The 15,573-nt window shown below is 50.7% G+C and carries 12 protein-coding genes; all 12 read right to left on the reverse strand.

Annotated elements, in window-relative coordinates; translation table 11 throughout:
* Positions 1-77 precede the first annotated feature (77 nt).
* Entirely contained in the window at positions 78-917 is an 840-nt protein-coding gene (locus JET16_RS11780) for a PRD domain-containing protein (RefSeq protein WP_199616126.1), read from the reverse strand.
* A 13-nt stretch (positions 918-930) separates the two neighbouring features.
* Positions 931-1,440, reverse strand: coding sequence for a PTS sugar transporter subunit IIA (locus JET16_RS11785; RefSeq protein WP_199616128.1), 510 nt, complete (start codon positions 1,438-1,440; stop codon positions 931-933).
* Positions 1,433-2,842, reverse strand: coding sequence for a PTS transporter subunit EIIC (locus JET16_RS11790; protein ID WP_325176686.1), 1,410 nt, complete (start codon positions 2,840-2,842; stop codon positions 1,433-1,435). The genes JET16_RS11785 and JET16_RS11790 overlap by 8 nt, the downstream gene beginning before the upstream one ends.
* 145 nt (positions 2,843-2,987) lie before the next feature.
* Positions 2,988-4,307: a glycoside hydrolase family 68 protein gene (locus JET16_RS11795; RefSeq protein ID WP_199616132.1), complete on the reverse strand. Its 1,320-nt coding sequence runs from the start codon at positions 4,305-4,307 to the stop codon at positions 2,988-2,990.
* A 44-nt stretch (positions 4,308-4,351) separates the two neighbouring features.
* Positions 4,352-5,704, reverse strand: a complete 1,353-nt coding sequence (locus tag JET16_RS11800; protein ID WP_199616134.1) for a glycoside hydrolase family 68 protein — start codon at positions 5,702-5,704, stop codon at positions 4,352-4,354.
* 752 nt (positions 5,705-6,456) lie between these two features.
* On the reverse strand, positions 6,457-6,960 hold the full coding sequence (locus tag JET16_RS11805; protein ID WP_199616136.1) for a GyrI-like domain-containing protein: 504 nt from the start codon (positions 6,958-6,960) through the stop codon (positions 6,457-6,459).
* 42 nt (positions 6,961-7,002) lie between these two features.
* Positions 7,003-7,782 carry an RNA polymerase sigma factor gene (locus JET16_RS11810; protein ID WP_199616138.1) on the reverse strand — a complete coding sequence of 260 codons (780 nt, stop codon included), beginning with the start codon at positions 7,780-7,782 and terminating at the stop codon, positions 7,003-7,005.
* A gap of 67 nt (positions 7,783-7,849) precedes the next feature.
* On the reverse strand, positions 7,850-8,164 hold the full coding sequence (locus JET16_RS31100) for a GyrI-like domain-containing protein (RefSeq protein WP_407673136.1): 315 nt from the start codon (positions 8,162-8,164) through the stop codon (positions 7,850-7,852).
* A 425-nt stretch (positions 8,165-8,589) separates the two neighbouring features.
* On the reverse strand, positions 8,590-9,141 hold the full coding sequence (locus tag JET16_RS11820) for a hypothetical protein (RefSeq protein WP_199616140.1): 552 nt from the start codon (positions 9,139-9,141) through the stop codon (positions 8,590-8,592).
* A 549-nt stretch (positions 9,142-9,690) separates the two neighbouring features.
* Entirely contained in the window at positions 9,691-12,096 is a 2,406-nt protein-coding gene (locus JET16_RS11825) for an excinuclease ABC subunit UvrA (protein ID WP_199616141.1), read from the reverse strand.
* A gap of 338 nt (positions 12,097-12,434) precedes the next feature.
* A complete protein-coding gene (locus JET16_RS11830) occupies positions 12,435-12,893 on the reverse strand; it encodes a GyrI-like domain-containing protein (RefSeq protein WP_199616142.1) in 459 nt (152 codons plus the stop codon).
* 175 nt (positions 12,894-13,068) lie between these two features.
* Positions 13,069-15,561, reverse strand: a complete 2,493-nt coding sequence (locus JET16_RS11835) for a LamG domain-containing protein (protein WP_199616143.1) — start codon at positions 15,559-15,561, stop codon at positions 13,069-13,071.
* Between the last annotated feature and the right edge of the window lie 12 nt (positions 15,562-15,573).

Raw genomic sequence — 15,573 nt, forward strand, 5'->3', positions numbered from 1 at the left:
CCTCTAAAATGGTCAACGGAGTCAGCCCTTCGCAGTGCAGGAAAAATCAGCACCGTATGGATAGACCTGATTTCCGCCTATACCGTCACTCTCGTTTTAATCCGTTGGATCTGCATGGCGATATAGGCCAGTTCCGAATCGTGGAGCTCAAATTCGTACTCCTTCTTGACAAAATCACCAGCTCTTCGGGCAATGGAGAACGATTCGAGATATTTCTCCTTGATGATCCGGACCATCTCGGGATCCAATCCGTCAAAAGGCTCGCCCGACTCCGACCGCTGAACGGCGAACCGCAAATGCGTCATTAACCGCTCATAGGATACCGTTTCTTCCGCAATCTTGGTACTCAGACAGTCTTCGATTATTTTCACAATGTCCCGGATCATCGCGGTGATGTCGAGCGTTCTCCTCATTTCGCCCGCATTGATTTTTGCCGTATAAATATGCAATGCGATATAACCTACTTCATCCTCCGGAATATCGATACCGAGCGTTTCTTGGATTAACGATTTCGCATAGAGTCCGATTTGAAATTCTTTCGGGTATAACACTTTGATTTCGTTCAGCAGCGTATTTTTAATGATCATTCCTTTGGCCAGGCGATCCAGCGCAAACGATAAGTGGTCCGTCAGCGCGATATGGATATGCTCATTGATTTTAACGCCCAACTGATTTTCGGCGTGGGAGATGATGTTCTCCGATACCTGAATATGCTCCTCCGGCAAGGTGGACAATATTTCTTCGAATTGCTGATGGCTCGTATGGTCTTTCATGACGAAGATTTTTTCAATCCGGGTTTGATCCACGCGATCGTTCTTCTTTTTCTGAAAGGCAATCCCTGATCCGAGAATAATCTTTTCCCCATCCGAATCCTTGACGACGATCGCATTATTGTTCAGTATCTTGTTGATCTTCATAGTCCACTTCCCCTCAGCGGAGTCCCTGAGATTTTATTTTAACTTTCATCAGCGGTGTGAACCCCATTTCAGCGCGGGCAGGCGGGCGGATGTCCGTCTCTTCAATTTGGTCCGGATTGATCAGGATTATGGGAGTGACGGGGCTTGTCGCTTTCTCCCTTACCAATTCGAGCTTGAAGTCGATGAGCGGCTGGCCCGCAGTGACCCGGTCACCTGCCATGACGTAATTTTGAAATCCCAATCCGTTCATGTGAACGGTATCCACACCAATGTGAATCATCAGGTCCAATCCGCTTTTCGCACGAATCCATATCGAATGTTTTGTTCGAAACAGACGAACGATCTCTCCGTCCACAGGAGAGACGACCGTACCTTCCTCGGGATCGATCGCGATCCCCATTCCAGCCATCTTGCGGAAAGTAGGATCCGGAACTTCGTCCATGGCGAGTACTCTCCCGCTTAGAGGAGAGATCACAATCTCTTCCGTTGTCCGTTCCCGCAGGCGAAACCAATTTTTAAACATCGGGCACTCCTTTACTTTCATCAATTCCAAGAATCCAGGTCGCTGCAAATGCACAACCGACTGCAATGACGAATCCAATGAGGTAGTTGACTAAGTTGGACAAACCTAAGGGCGCTGCAAGAATTATCATCGGAACACCCGTTAAACCGTAAGAATTTGCCGCAACGTGAGTAAATACGACGTACGCGCCGCCTGCCGCCCCCCCGATGCAAGCCCCGATAAACGGTGTTTTTAACCGCAGGTTCATGCCGAAAATGACAGGCTCCGTGATGCCGAAAAAGGATGAAAGCGATGCAGGGATTGCGTTTTGTTTCCGCTTTTTGTTTCTTGTCATAAAATAAATCGCCATTCCGGCGCCGCCTTGCGCGACATTGGCCATCGACCATACAGGCAGCAAGAAATTCACCCCCACTTCAGGGTCTGCAATCAAACCGTACTCGACCGCGTGAAAACTATGATGAAGTCCGGATACCACTATGAGCGGATAAATTCCGCCGAACAGGAAGCCGCCTATAAATCCGGTACCGTGCGTATACGCAGCCTGCAAGCCTTGGGACAGAAATCCGCCGATGAATGCTCCGAGCGGTCCGATCACAAGCGCGGCGGCAATCCCGACAGACAGGACGGTTACAAGCGGGATTACGAACAATACCGCTGACGGATGCACGACTTTCCTTAAACCCTTCTCAACCTTAGTCATCAGATAAACGGATATCAATACCGGAATAACCGTGCCCTGGTATCCGGCCGAAACGGCATGAAATCCGGATACGCCGAGACTTTCCGGGGTAAGGGCGCCAAGCGCCCCGGATTTCAATAAATCGGAGTGAGCCAATATACTTCCTATAAAAGCCCCCAAAACCGGCGTGCCGCCGAACTCCTTCGCGGCGCTGAATCCGATGACGACCGGCAAAATCAGGAGTGCGGATGTCGAGAACATGTCCAATATGTTCATCCACGCGCTATCCGGCGCAGCCCAACCTGAAGACTCTATCGTCCCGGTCATACCCATAAGCAATCCGCCGGCTACAATAAAAGGGAGTATCGGAACGAAAATATTGGACAATGTTTTCGTTATCGAAATGAGGGGATTCCGTCTGCCGCTTGCTTCAGTGGCCGCTGTGGGGTTCCCGTCGTCTTCGGACGTATCTGCGATCGCTTCCTCAAGTCTTTTATAGACCTGGTTGACAATGCCAATGCCGAAAATGATCTGGAATTGTCCGGCTCTCGAAAATACCCCTTGTACGTGATCCAGCTTTTCAATGGCGGCATTGTCCGCTATTCTTTCGTCAACCAGATTCAACCGCAGCCGGGTCGTGCAGTGGGTTGCTCCAATAATATTGTTTCTCCCGCCCAATAGCGGCAGCAGTTGTTCGACAATTTTTTCCGCTTCGGCTCGTATCACTGATTCCTCCCTTAACATGTTGAGGTTATTATATCATGTGCTGCGAGAATATTTCCGCCAGTGCGCGGTCAAAAATCGCCAAAGCACGCCCGGCATAAGCCGAGCGCGCTTGGCATTCTTTTACATAGGACGAATCGAATAATTATTTGATCCAACCTTGAGGGAGTTCCTTCTCGATTTTCGTACGATCGCCGTCGATGGAGATCTTCACCGTCGGCGCGAGCGTGCCGCCCCAGTGCTCAAACTGGTATTCAGGAGACTGGTGGCCGATATCGCTGATCGACATGCCGTCCAGATCGCCGAAATGCGCAAATCCGACGACATTCAAGCTCGGCAATACAAGCCAGGAATACGCTTGGTACGGATTTTCCGGAGGATTGGCCAGGACGAGGCCGCTTCCGTTGAGCGGCTTGTATCCGCCGATTAGCGTGTCGGAGACGAAGCCGTACAGACCTTCCGGCCCTGTCAATCCCGGCGAGTATTTATTGATGTGCGTGTCGGTAAACAAGTAATACTTATTATCTTTCACGACAATATGCGGACGCTCCAACTCTTCATTCACGCAATTGGCTTCGACAAGCGGAGGAAGCATCTCGAGCTCTTCCACGTCGCCAATCACTTCGGCGATGCCGATATTGCCGTTCTGGTGAACAGCTTCCGGAGGCGCCTCATACTCGGGACTGCTCGCGTGTTCGGGTTTGCAAGACCGTTCGCTTACAGAGCCGCCGGACATGCCTTCGAACAGCACGTATTCTTTACCCGTCTTCGGATCTTGGAACCACATCGGGTCGCGGAACGCGTAACCTCCGCCTTCGCCCTGGTGGGCTTGCGCCAAGGTTTGGTACCATTTGCCGTCCGGTTCAAGAATGATGCGGTGTTTATCCCAATGTTCAAAGCGGACGCCGTTCTTGTCGGCAACAATGTTGCCGGTAGCGAGGGCGAGACGCTGTTCGAAAGTGACCCGCTCTTCGTTCTCACGGCCGGTAGCCGTGTAGAAAGCGTAAATCCGATCGCCGTCCGTCATCGCCGAGCCGGCCCATTGGCGGGAACCAAGCGCGGTTCCTGCCGGGAACAATTCGCCGCCGAAAGTCCAGTCTTTTCCGTTCTTTGAGTAGAAATAACGGATGGTTGCGATATCATGCACTTTACCCGGCAGAACGTCGCTCGGCGCCGATAGCGCGAAGATCACCTTCCAGCCTTTGATGCTGGCGATCGAGCCGTCGCGGTCGGTCAACGGCCATGTATCCCAGATGTGATAATCGGGCGTCATTTTTTCCAGCTTCTTGATATCGGTATAAGGCAGGGTATTGCTTTCATCCAGCTCGATTTTCGATACCTGTTCGCGGGTCCAGTTGACGGTCGTATCGGCACCCTCCGCCTGGATCGGAACAATGGAAGAACTGATAAGTGTGGCCGCCAAAGAGAAAATCGTCGCTGCTTTTTTATAATTTCGAATGAACATTTCACTACTCCTCTCGTTTATGAATCGACTTACGATTACAATTGCTATTTAAGCTTGCCGTAAGGGCCGAAAGGCTTGATCTCTCCCGCTTCCATCTCTTTCACGATCTTCGTCGTGTCGCCGTTGAAGGACACTTTCAGCGTCGGCGCGAACGTGCCGCCATGTTTCACTTTTCCGGTTTCATCCAACGGTTCGTTGATGAAGCTGATGACCTGACCGTCCGGAAGCGCCATCCAGGAGTATGCCTGATACGGGTTTTCCGCAGGGTTGGCAACGATCAGGCCGGTGCCGTTGACCGGCTTATAGTCGGCGCGCAAGCCTCCCTTGCCCACAAATCCGTACAATCCGTCCGGACCGGTTAAGCCGGGCGCATACGTGAAGGTGTGGCTGATTGTAAGCAGGTAGTAATTGTCGCCGTCCACCACGACATGCGGACGCTCCAGCTGATGGTTCGCCCCAACAGATTCGATAAGCGGCGGGAGCAGTTTCAATTTCGTGACGTCCTTGTCAAGCACTTCCGCAATCCCGATATTGCCGTTGTAATATTTCGCTCTTTCAGGAACTGTATGGGTTTTGCGGTATTCCTCGTCGCCGATGTTTTCCGGTTTCAATTCATAGCCGCTGCCGGCCTGGCCTTCAAAGAGAATGTACTCTTTGCCGGTGTTCGGGTCGCGGAAGAAGAACGGATCGCGGAACGCCGTAATGACATTCCCGTGGCTTTGGAATTGTTCGATCGTTTCGTAATATTTTCCGTCCGGCTCTGCAATAATGAGGTGCTCTCCTTCGTTCGTAAGATGCACGCCGTTTTTGTCCGCACTGATGTCGAACGTCGTCTTCGCGAGGCGCTGCTCGGCTCTTTGCACCCATCCGTCCTGATTCCATTCTTTGCCGCCGTTCGCATTCATATCAGTGGTAGCCGTATAGAAGAAATGCACTTTTCCGTTCTCGTCCAACATCGCGGAACCGGCCCACTGCATGTGTCCGAACGCATTGTCATAGTCGTAAGGAATACCGGCGTACGTCCAATCTTTACCGTTCTTGGAATAGAACATGCCGATTCTCGCTTCCGTATGGCGGTCATTCCAACCGAAATCTCGCGGAGCGACCAATGCGAAGGCGATTCGATGGCCTTTCACGATGGCAAGTGAACCGTCTCTGTTCTGAAGCGGCCACGTGTCCCAAATCCATACATCCGGAGCGGCCAGCTCAAAGTTCGTATCAATAACCGGAGCCGTGGTGTCTGTCGTCCGAGCGACTTGCTCCGCTTGCTGACGGGACCAGATGGCGGTGAAATCGTCCGATACGGACGCGTATGCCGAACCTCCCGCCAAGCTGCCCACAAGAATTGAACTGCACAACATCAACTTGCCAAGTTTCGTCTTAAAACCCATTTTCATTGATTCTCCTCCTGATTAGTAATTGCCATGATCGTTCTGAACACCATTTTTATTCGCCGCCAACAAACCCCCTATATTCGGTATCCCTCCCCCGGCACAACGGGCACAAAAAAAGACCTAAAACGTTCAAGAATAACGCACCGAATGGTGCACTTATCCTTAAAACATTTTAGGTCTTGCCTGCTGAACAGTAACAATCCCGCTGTATGCTGTTTTAATTGCACTCTGATTCTATCCCGCAACCAGGCAAGATATCAATAGGTATTTATAACCATAATTGGAGGCTTGAAAAAAGGGGGTTTTGACCGGGACTAAAGCCCCTCACTTGACGCCTCTCGCCTGAATTTGCCAAGTGTCATAAACACGCTTCCGCTTCTGCTCCCCTCGCCTAAATGTATAAAACTCGAATCGAAGCGTTCGCAAGGAAGAGCGTTACTATTGCATTGATTCATAGACCCGTTTAGGGAGTGAACATAAAGAAGGTTATCGGAATTGATCATAAGTTGGAATCCCCAAATGATAGGCGGTATTGTCGGACGTCAAGAACTTGGGCCGATTAACGACAAGAACTTGGGCCTTTTGTTGGGTAGGATATTGTACCAATCATTTGTATACGTGAATCACCACTTTGACCAAAGGGAAAACCACCATATGATAATGGAAGTTAGGAATGTTTAGCGTAACGAGGCTGCTGATTGATTGATGCGGCAGCCTCGTGGTGCTTTTATTGAGCTATTGTCTCCGTTTACTAATTATCCTTGCTTTGCTTTCACCGGAAACCAAACCTCATAGATGGATTCCGGATTGGCATTCCCGAAGAAACGCTCATCATAGTACTCGAAATTCCAACCGCCAGCGGCCTCATATTCTTTTGATTGAGGAAGCCAATTTTGCCAAAAATGTCCGTAGACCGAGTTAATACCATCAATGGTTCCCTCATATGTAATAACGGCATAGGTGGCGGCCGGTACCTCGATTCCCGTCATCCCTTCGGGTATCTCTCCAATCTCTGTAACCTCTGAACATGCTGTGTACTCAATAGGGTCTCCCTGCTTAAAGCCCGGCTTAAAGCGTTCTAAGCCGTATTTTTTACTAGGTACCGAGTGAGAAATCTCCTCGATTCGAGGGGAAAACTCCCCCCATAACTTGGAAAGTTGATTTCCCGATGGGTTGCCTGCCTCCGGTTTCCATAAGATTTGCATCCCGACTGCTTGGAAAACAGCTTTTTGGACTACTCGTGTTTCAATAATTCCCATGTTGAATTCTCCTTTTCATTCATTATTTAACTTTTCGACATTCTAAAAGTCAAAAGGTCGCTTAAGTATGCGTTTGGTAGTTTTCCCGTCCTGAGCCATTTGCTTAGCCACTCCCCGGAAATACACCTGTATACGCTCCTTCTTCACCTTGCTGCGTGACCGCGATAGCAGCGTATACACGTTCGAAGTAGAGGTGCCGAATAGAACGGCTATTTCGGCAGGCGGGAGTTGCCGGAAGAAGTGCGCTTCAAATACATTCCGCTCATTCTTGCTTAAGCATTGCATTAGAGACCTTATACTCTCCACCAATTCATAACGGACGACCCGCGTTTCCGGGTCTTCATCCGATTGTCGAGTTTTCAATGACTCGCTGAAGTGAAAGAGGATAGAGTCAATATCACTCCAATCCGTATTGTTCCAGGATGAGAAACCGATAGTAGAGGTTTCTTCTTCTATACTCGTAAACGGGCGCTCCCTACCGTACGGACCTCCCCGCCGCAAGCGACGATAAGCTTGATTTTGCACGATGCGATGGAACCAGGAGTGAAACCGGGAGATCTCGGAAAGCTTGCCGATATGCAAAAACGCAGATATTAACGCTTCCTGAACGATATCTTCAGCCATAGCCGTATCTCTGGATATTGCTGACGCCCATCCGAACGCCTTAGCTCTATGACGGCGTACGAGCTCGTTGAAAGCTTCGCGGTCACCGGCTCGAGCTTGCTCAACAAGCTGTTCTTCCTTTGTCCATTCCCAATCAATTCCTGAACCGCTGTCTTCTATTTCTACACTATCGTTTACACTAACATTGTGTCCCGCCAAAGCCTCTGCCACCTCGCCTCGCACTGCCATTGCATAGATTCCGCGGTAGTTTGCTGATCATCAACTTTCAATCGGTTGTAGGAATGTATACCTCGGTGTACCCGTTCGGCTGTAAATCCTGATTAAACACTTCGAACCGCGGGGTAGCATAATTCAAACGATACTTTGCCTTGACTTCGGGGTTGGGGCAGAAAGAACTCCAGAAGTCGCCAATGTATTTTTCTTCAAAATGGAATGCCGCATATTTGCCGGCCCGTACTGTAATGGCAACCAGTCCTTCCGGTATACGTCCCAAAGCCGACACAGCAACCGCGACCGCAAACTTATCATCCGATATTTCATAGGTGACGCCCTCGTTGATCCGATTTTCAATATCGGGCAGCTTCGACTCCTACTGATCCCACAATACTTTAATGGCGGCTACATCATGGCCTGGCGGTGAAACCCTTATGCCTACAAAATGAAGTTCCGGCAAATTTTCAGTTCTTACTTTAATCTCATTCTGCAAGTCAAACGCTTGTTCTCTCGTTTCGTTCCCTCCAAGTTATACTGTTTTTCTAAAACTGCCCAACTTCAATGGCCTTCCTCCATTATGGATAGTCAGATGTCGAGCATTTTTTCAACACTGTGACACCGTTCGTTTCTTCCGACTTTGCTTTAATCAGTAAACGGATTGCAAGTTCGGCCTCCTGCGGATCATTAGGCTCTCCCCCGTGAGGAAACGGAAATCGCGGCAGCAATTGCGCTAATGTGTCGGCCGTTTGCCGGTAGTACAAGGCCGCTTCCGCAGCATACGGCGCAAGAATACTACCAAGCGGCGTCTGTTCGAATATCGAGTCGTAAATGCTGAATCCAAGCATCATATCCCGGAATTCCGTGTCGATAATCCGATGAGAGCGGCCGATCCGTTTCGTCAGAAAATTGAATAGCCCTTTGCAATGAGTCCTGTAAAGTATCCATTGGATCTACGGGGTTTGAGTCCAGAATGGCCGTAGCATGGATGCAGGTAAACCGGCGATTATTGATTTCGGAGTATGGAATGATACCATCCCTCTCCGCGTCGCGCGCGTACAGCTCCTGCTTGTCATGGTCGTATCCGTAAATGATGCCGAACTCCGGGCAAAACAAATCCCAGCCGATCACCGGCAGCCCCTTATCCACACTGTTCTTCATAAAATTAACATAAACCTCAAGTTGTTCTGGCGTTGCGGGAATTTCCGAGAAGCATACGCCGATATCAAATCCCATCGCGAGCAACCCGGATCCCATCAAATGAAAAGGAGAGAAAAGCGTCGGACCGGCACCATAGACGGTTTCAGGATGAATATTAATCATAAACGCGCTGTTTGTAATAAACATGATGTCTGCGAGAGAATATAACTCCTTTTTATCCGTATACTGCAGCAACCCGAAAACCGCCTGAGCGGATGGCGACCAGGTCAAACGGACCGGCTCAATCGTTTTTTTCAAATCTATCACTCAGCAAAATTCCATCCGCCATTACATTGATCCCGTAACTGTTAATTATCTTTCATCATTTATAAAATTTTTTTTTAACGAAGTCTCGGTACCGAGTTGCCCGAGCCGCCGCGAAAGCAGCGGGCCAAGCCGTCGGCGTCGGCAATATGAAAGGCCATACCATGATGGCGCTATTAAGTTGATTAATCTGACTTTAACAATGATCGAGATAAAGTCGCCGAAGAAAGACTATGACAATTGAACGAGCTAATATTACCCGGAAAAAGATTTCCTTCATGTGTATTTTTGCGCTATCCTGCCCGTCCCTCGGAGCAAGGTTGCCATGAAGTACTTTCAATACCCTCGGGATAAAGGTTGGCTTATAACCATCAGAATTTCTTTTACTTACATGACGATCACTCTTAAACATTCTCCTACTTTGGCTCATCATTAATGACTGCTTACCATTGCAGTAAACCCTCCAACCAGGTAAGGTCCAATGATCGAATCGGGGTTTTTAGCCAGATCCTGAGGTGAACCTTCGGCAATAATTCGTCCTCCCTCATTACCTCCACCCGGCCCCATTTCGATCAACCAATCACAATAGGAAAGTAGATGTGGTTCGTGCTCAGTGACGATCACCGTATTTCCCTGCTCAACCAGTTCATCCAAAAGCAGCATCAATCGCTCAATATCCGTCGCTCCTAATCCTGTTGTCGGCTCGTCCAGTACATAGAGGGCGCCCGATTTGCGCTGTTTGCCCAGCGCTTTCGCGAGCTTTAACCGCTGCGCTTCCCCTCCGCTCAATGTAGGGGCCGGTTGTCCGAGTGATAAATACCCAAGTCCGACCCGAAGCATAATGTCGAGTCCAGGAAGGATCGCTTTATGATCAGCAAACAATTGGCACGCATGTTCCACGCTCATAGATAACACGTCATGAATGTTTTGTCCGTTATAGTTGACTTCCAATATTTCCGACTTGTACCTAGTTCCTTTGCACACTGGACATGAACGCTCATACACGCCGATCGGCCCCATGTCAAGTGAGTCGGAACCATCCCCATTGCATTGCGGGCAAGCCCCATAATCCGTATTGAATGAAAAATGTCCCGGCGTATACCCTCTCTCCACTGCAAGCGGCTGATTTGCAAACAATTCCCGAACTTTGTCCCATATTTCAATGTATGTGATCGGCGTCGACATCCGGTTCCGCCCAATCGGAGCTTGAGTTACAACCACACATTCCGCTATCGCTTCGCTCCCTTCGAGCCATCCCAGCGAACCCGTAAGCGCTCCTCCTTCTTCCATCTCTTCAACTTCACTTTCTTTAGCTATGCTTAAGTGATGTTCAAGCAATGGTACGAGAGTCCCCGAGATGAGCGTGCTTTTCCCGCTGCCTGATTTTCCGGCTACACCGACCATAGCGCCGAGCGGTATAGCGACGTCTACTTGTCGCAAATTATGCAGTCCGGCATTCCGAACTACGAGCTTCGGGCCATCTTGTTTGGCGGAACGGTATCCGCTATCGCTTTTGCTAGGGAGACGGCGTTTTCCCCACAAATAAGGAGCAAGTACCGACTTGTTCGCTTTGGGATACTCGGTTACCGGCCCTTGAAACAAAATGTTACCGCCGTGAATTCCCGCTGCCGGTCCAAATTCAACGACGTAATCGCTGCTGCGGATAACATTGGAATCGTGCTCGACAACGATCACTGTGTTGCCGGCTTCCGTCAACGAACGCAGTTTGCCGACAAGTGCTTGTTTCTCCGCCTCGTGCAGCCCGGCGGTCGGTTCGTCGAATATGTACAGAAGCGAATCGAATTCGGATTGGAGATGATGCATTAAGAACAACCGCTGCAGCTCGCCACCGCTCAGGGATGGAATAGTGCGCAGTATGTTCAAGTAAGATAAACCGACCTCTTCCAAAAGCTTAAGCTTCCATAGAATCTGGTCTACGATGTGGCGCCCTTCTTCGGAGAAGCCGCTCATATCCAATGTTTTGAAGAAAGGAGCCAGTTCGGAGAACGGCATTGCATTCAGTTCTCCCAAATGCTTTCCGTCAATAAAGACGTTAAGTGCCGGCGTAGATAACCTGAACCCGCCGCATGTTTCGCACGTTACGCGGCTCGCAAACAAATGCTCGAACTGCACTTTCCGTCTCGGCGTAGTGAGCTTTGAATAGATATACGGTATATAACCGATGAACTTTCCCTCAATGCCGTGAAGGAAGGCGTGCCTCTCTTCTTCTTTCAGTTGATCGAATGTGAGACTCTTCCAATCATAGCCGTAATGCGTGGCAAAATCCGGCAGCCGTTTCACGAGCTGACGGCCGAATTCTCCGCCTTCGATACATATTTGTTCCAACCGTTTTCTTGGGTCCGAAACGACTCGTTTCTCATCCAAAAAGGTAGTAACCCCGCGGCCGTAACAAGCTAAGCACATACCCTCCGGATGATGGAACGAAAACGCTTCGACAAGGAGCGATGTCCGCTTTCCGTCCGGGCCGAGCCCTTCGGTCGAGAAGAGCCATTTAAGTGCGTCAAGCAATTTGGTGCGCGTTCCTACGAAGCTCCTTGGGTTCGTCTGTCGTAAAGTCCGCTGTTCTACGGCAATTGCGGGCGGTAAACCCATAATACTGATGAAGGGTTCTTCACCGCTTCTTACAAACGTATCGCTATGCAGACCAATGGAATGCAAGTATCTTTTTCGCCCTTCCTCGAACAGGATGTCGAAAGCAAGGCTCGATTTTCCTGAGCCGCTGACGCCGGTGAATACGATGAATTTCCCTTTCGGCAGACTGACATCTATTTGTTTCAAATTATGGATCGCTGCGCCGCGCACTTCGATCTGCTTCAACTTCGCACACTCCTCCTCTATGATTCCGAATGTAATACAGGAATCATCCATTGAAATGTTGATAAACTGCTTAAATCGTAACGTTCCATCTGGCTTGCAGGTTCGAACCCGGATGACTACAATAACAGCACTAAGCTGAAACAAGTGAACGCATCGTCCGCCATCAAATCAGGGCGACAAATAAAGTCGGTTTGGGTTGTTGAGTTGTCGCGATAAGTGGTTTTCCCTTGCCTGACTTGATCTATTGGAATGGCGTGACGTAGCCCTTTATTTCGATAGAAATAAAGGGCATCTTTACGTATTATTTGGGTCAAGATGAACTAGCGCCCATCAAGACTTTATTTCTTAGTAATGGGGATATAAACCGAGATCGTTTTCTTTCCATCATCGCCTCGCACGAATCGATTATCATAAAGCTCAAAGTCAGCTGCTTCTGCCCACTTATATTCCGATGTAGCGAACCACTTGTCGGAATATTCATATACCTCGCCAATCCTGTGACCTGTATATACAAAAAGCGCATATTGCTGCATCGGAATCGTTCTTCCGACCATGCCGTCAGGGATATCATCGAGATTTTGTACCGAGAAACCAACGATATGGTTAAAACTTTTTCGGGGGTCAGGACTGTATTCACTCAAACCATACGCGAAATAAGGATCTGTTCGATTTTTTATTTCATGCCTTCTCCGTCCAAATTCATCCCAGAGGCCAGGTATCTTATCCTCACCAATTTTTGTAGTGATCATCGGTCCGACAATGTGGAATTCTTTCAGCGTAACAATGTGAATATCCATGTTTATCATCCTTCGCTTTTTATATGTCATTAGTGATATGACCTGCTGTACAGAATCTGAATCCTTAGCCGCAAAATGGTCGGGAAGTAGTTCTGATTCGCAATGTTATCCGTCGACTCTGTTGGTCCGGCCGTCTAAGTGATTACGTGCGAGGTTGTGACTGAATATTACTCCACTACTCATGGCAGCTTTCCAGCCGCTCAACTAAAGCCTGAAGCGCGGACAAACCGCGAACTTCGGCCATCCGTGCTTTGCGCAGGAGGGCTATTGCCTTCGCACGCTTCTCTGCATCACGTACATAATCGTCCGGCTGGCGCCATGGGAACAAAGCATCCAGCTCCTTGGAAGCTGAGGCAACTTCCTCGTACGGAGCAATTGCCTCGTCGAAGGCTTCCGCAAGCAGACGATTGTCTAAATTGCCGGCGGGTTGTCGCCCCCCCGTAGTATCGGCTGCGTTCGTCGCTGTGCATAGTCGCTCTTTCGCTTCATGCAGGAAAGCCGCCGCATGCTTGCGGCATTCGTAGAAGAGCGAGACGTTATAGCCGATGTAGAAAGCGAACGCCGTCCCGTTCTCGAAGGCGCGTATCCAGGCGTCGTATGCGGCCAGACCGGTATGGAATCCCGGGGCGATACGCCGGTCTCCTGGAGCCGAGATTTCCAGCGCGAAACGGAGACCTTCCCGCACGGCAGTGAAATCGTCCGCAGGCTCGGCAGGCTCGACCCAATGCAAATCGACAAGCCCTTCGCGAACCGGGCCGTCGAGGCCGTTCTTTCGGCGCCAATCCGTGCAGCCGTCGCACGGGCACATCGCCACACCCAATCGGTCCCAGGGAATAACTCCGCCTCCGCGTCCATGCCAACCGTGCGCATAGTACCCTTCGGAGTCGTATCCATAAACGACGGCGGTCTCGCTACCTTCGGTGACCCCCAGTCCGTAACACGGCCAGCCGTTATTAATGGCGCTCCGCGCGGCAGAGAACGCTTCACGATGCGCCTCGCGCAAGTCGTCTCCAGTGACATAGCGGCTGATGCCGCCGATCCGGGCGCCGGCGTGTTCTGCCAATCGGCGTATCTCATCGTTCGGCAAGTTGTGGTTGTATGGTGGAATGCTGATCTTATCGTCCGCGATGAACAGAAACCCATGACCTGTTATTCCATAAAGCCACGGAACGGAGCATCGGATACCCAAAAAGTTGAAGCACGAATGAATGGCGCCGAGCTGCGATACGTTCAGCCCCGTGAACCACAGCTTCGAAAGTTCCTTCCTCGCGTTTAGCCGCTCGATCGCCGCCTGCATGGAGGCGAAAGCCCTCTCCTCCGCATGAGCTGCGGCTTCGAGGTTTTCCGCCTGCAGCCCGGGGTCGGTCGAGGCCGAGACAGACGCTTCAAGCAAACGGCTCTCCTCTCTGAACCAGTTTGCCGCCTCTTCAAGCAGCCCGGAGGCGTCTCCACCGACACGCCTATTGGCGTGGAGCAGGAAGTCCGCGGCGAAGCCGCACAGCCTGACCATCTTGCGCCGCTCATCACCAACGCCGTATGCATCCGACTGGCGGAAGACACTTTCTCCGCTGGCTATGCGCTCCACTGCGAATGCAAGCGCATCGCGCAGCTGCTGCAATTCGCTGGCCTGGCGGCAGCACTTCACACCGTAAAACGGCAGTTCAGCCACTCGCTCCACAGTTGCGATGCCGACAGAGCCAGGAGCGGAGTAAAAGTAACCGCCGGTTTCCGGATCGATTCCGAACAAGACAGCACAACCGTCGACGCCATTTTCCGGCCTAAGCCGAACGATACAGAGCGTGCCCGCCTCCAATATCGCTTGCAAACCCGATTCATGGCGGGTTAGGTGGATCCCGATATTCGCCGCCAAGCGGGCTGCAGTTTCTTCATCAGTCGGCCCCATGTTCACCTTGGAACGAAAAGCCTGTCCTGTCACACCGTACAAAATCGCCTCGCTAAACGGAAGCCATGCATCGGACAACGTCAGGTTTAACGACTCCGCACAGCCCAACAAGCACGCCATGAAAACATCAGCGCCGGGTTTAACCAGAACCTTCGGAATGACCCCGCACGGCAGCAGACTTGTCTCCGGCTTCAGGCGAAAAATCGCCATCTCCCGCAAACCGACGCGTGCTCCGAACGCTCCGCCGAACCCGATCGTGCCGCTCCAGTCCACAAAATATCCCGGGCATTCCGCATAAACTTCCCCGTCGACCTCCAGCCTCATGAACCGCTCCGTAATGGTCAGCGATAACCGGTACCATCTTCCTGGTTCGAGCGGTCCGTGCTGATCGAACGTCATATGAGCCCTCGTCATCGGGTGCTTGATGTAGAAGTTCACTTCGTTTGCTTCCGAATTCAGTACGACCCGGCCTTTATCCCCGAGATAGAGCCTCAGATTGGACGAATCGGTTCGCGCGACGGCTTCTATTCTTAGAGGCACACGGTATTCTCCTGCGGTAACCGCATAATGGCTTGTCGGAAAAGCCAGATGAACGATATTATCGTGCTGATCCGTCATGACGAGGCCCTCGGTCGTCCGTTGCGGACAAGTTTCAGCCGAAGCAATCAACACGTCCTCTCCGGTGCCGTCCAATCCAATGATGCGGATCGGAAACAACACTTGCGATTCGCCTGCCGTAACCTTCATTTGTGTGTTTTCGTTCATGAAAAACCTCCG

The sequence above is a fragment of the Paenibacillus alkalitolerans genome, from assembly GCF_016482785.1.
GTDB lineage: Bacteria > Bacillota > Bacilli > Paenibacillales > YIM-B00363 > Paenibacillus_AE > Paenibacillus_AE alkalitolerans.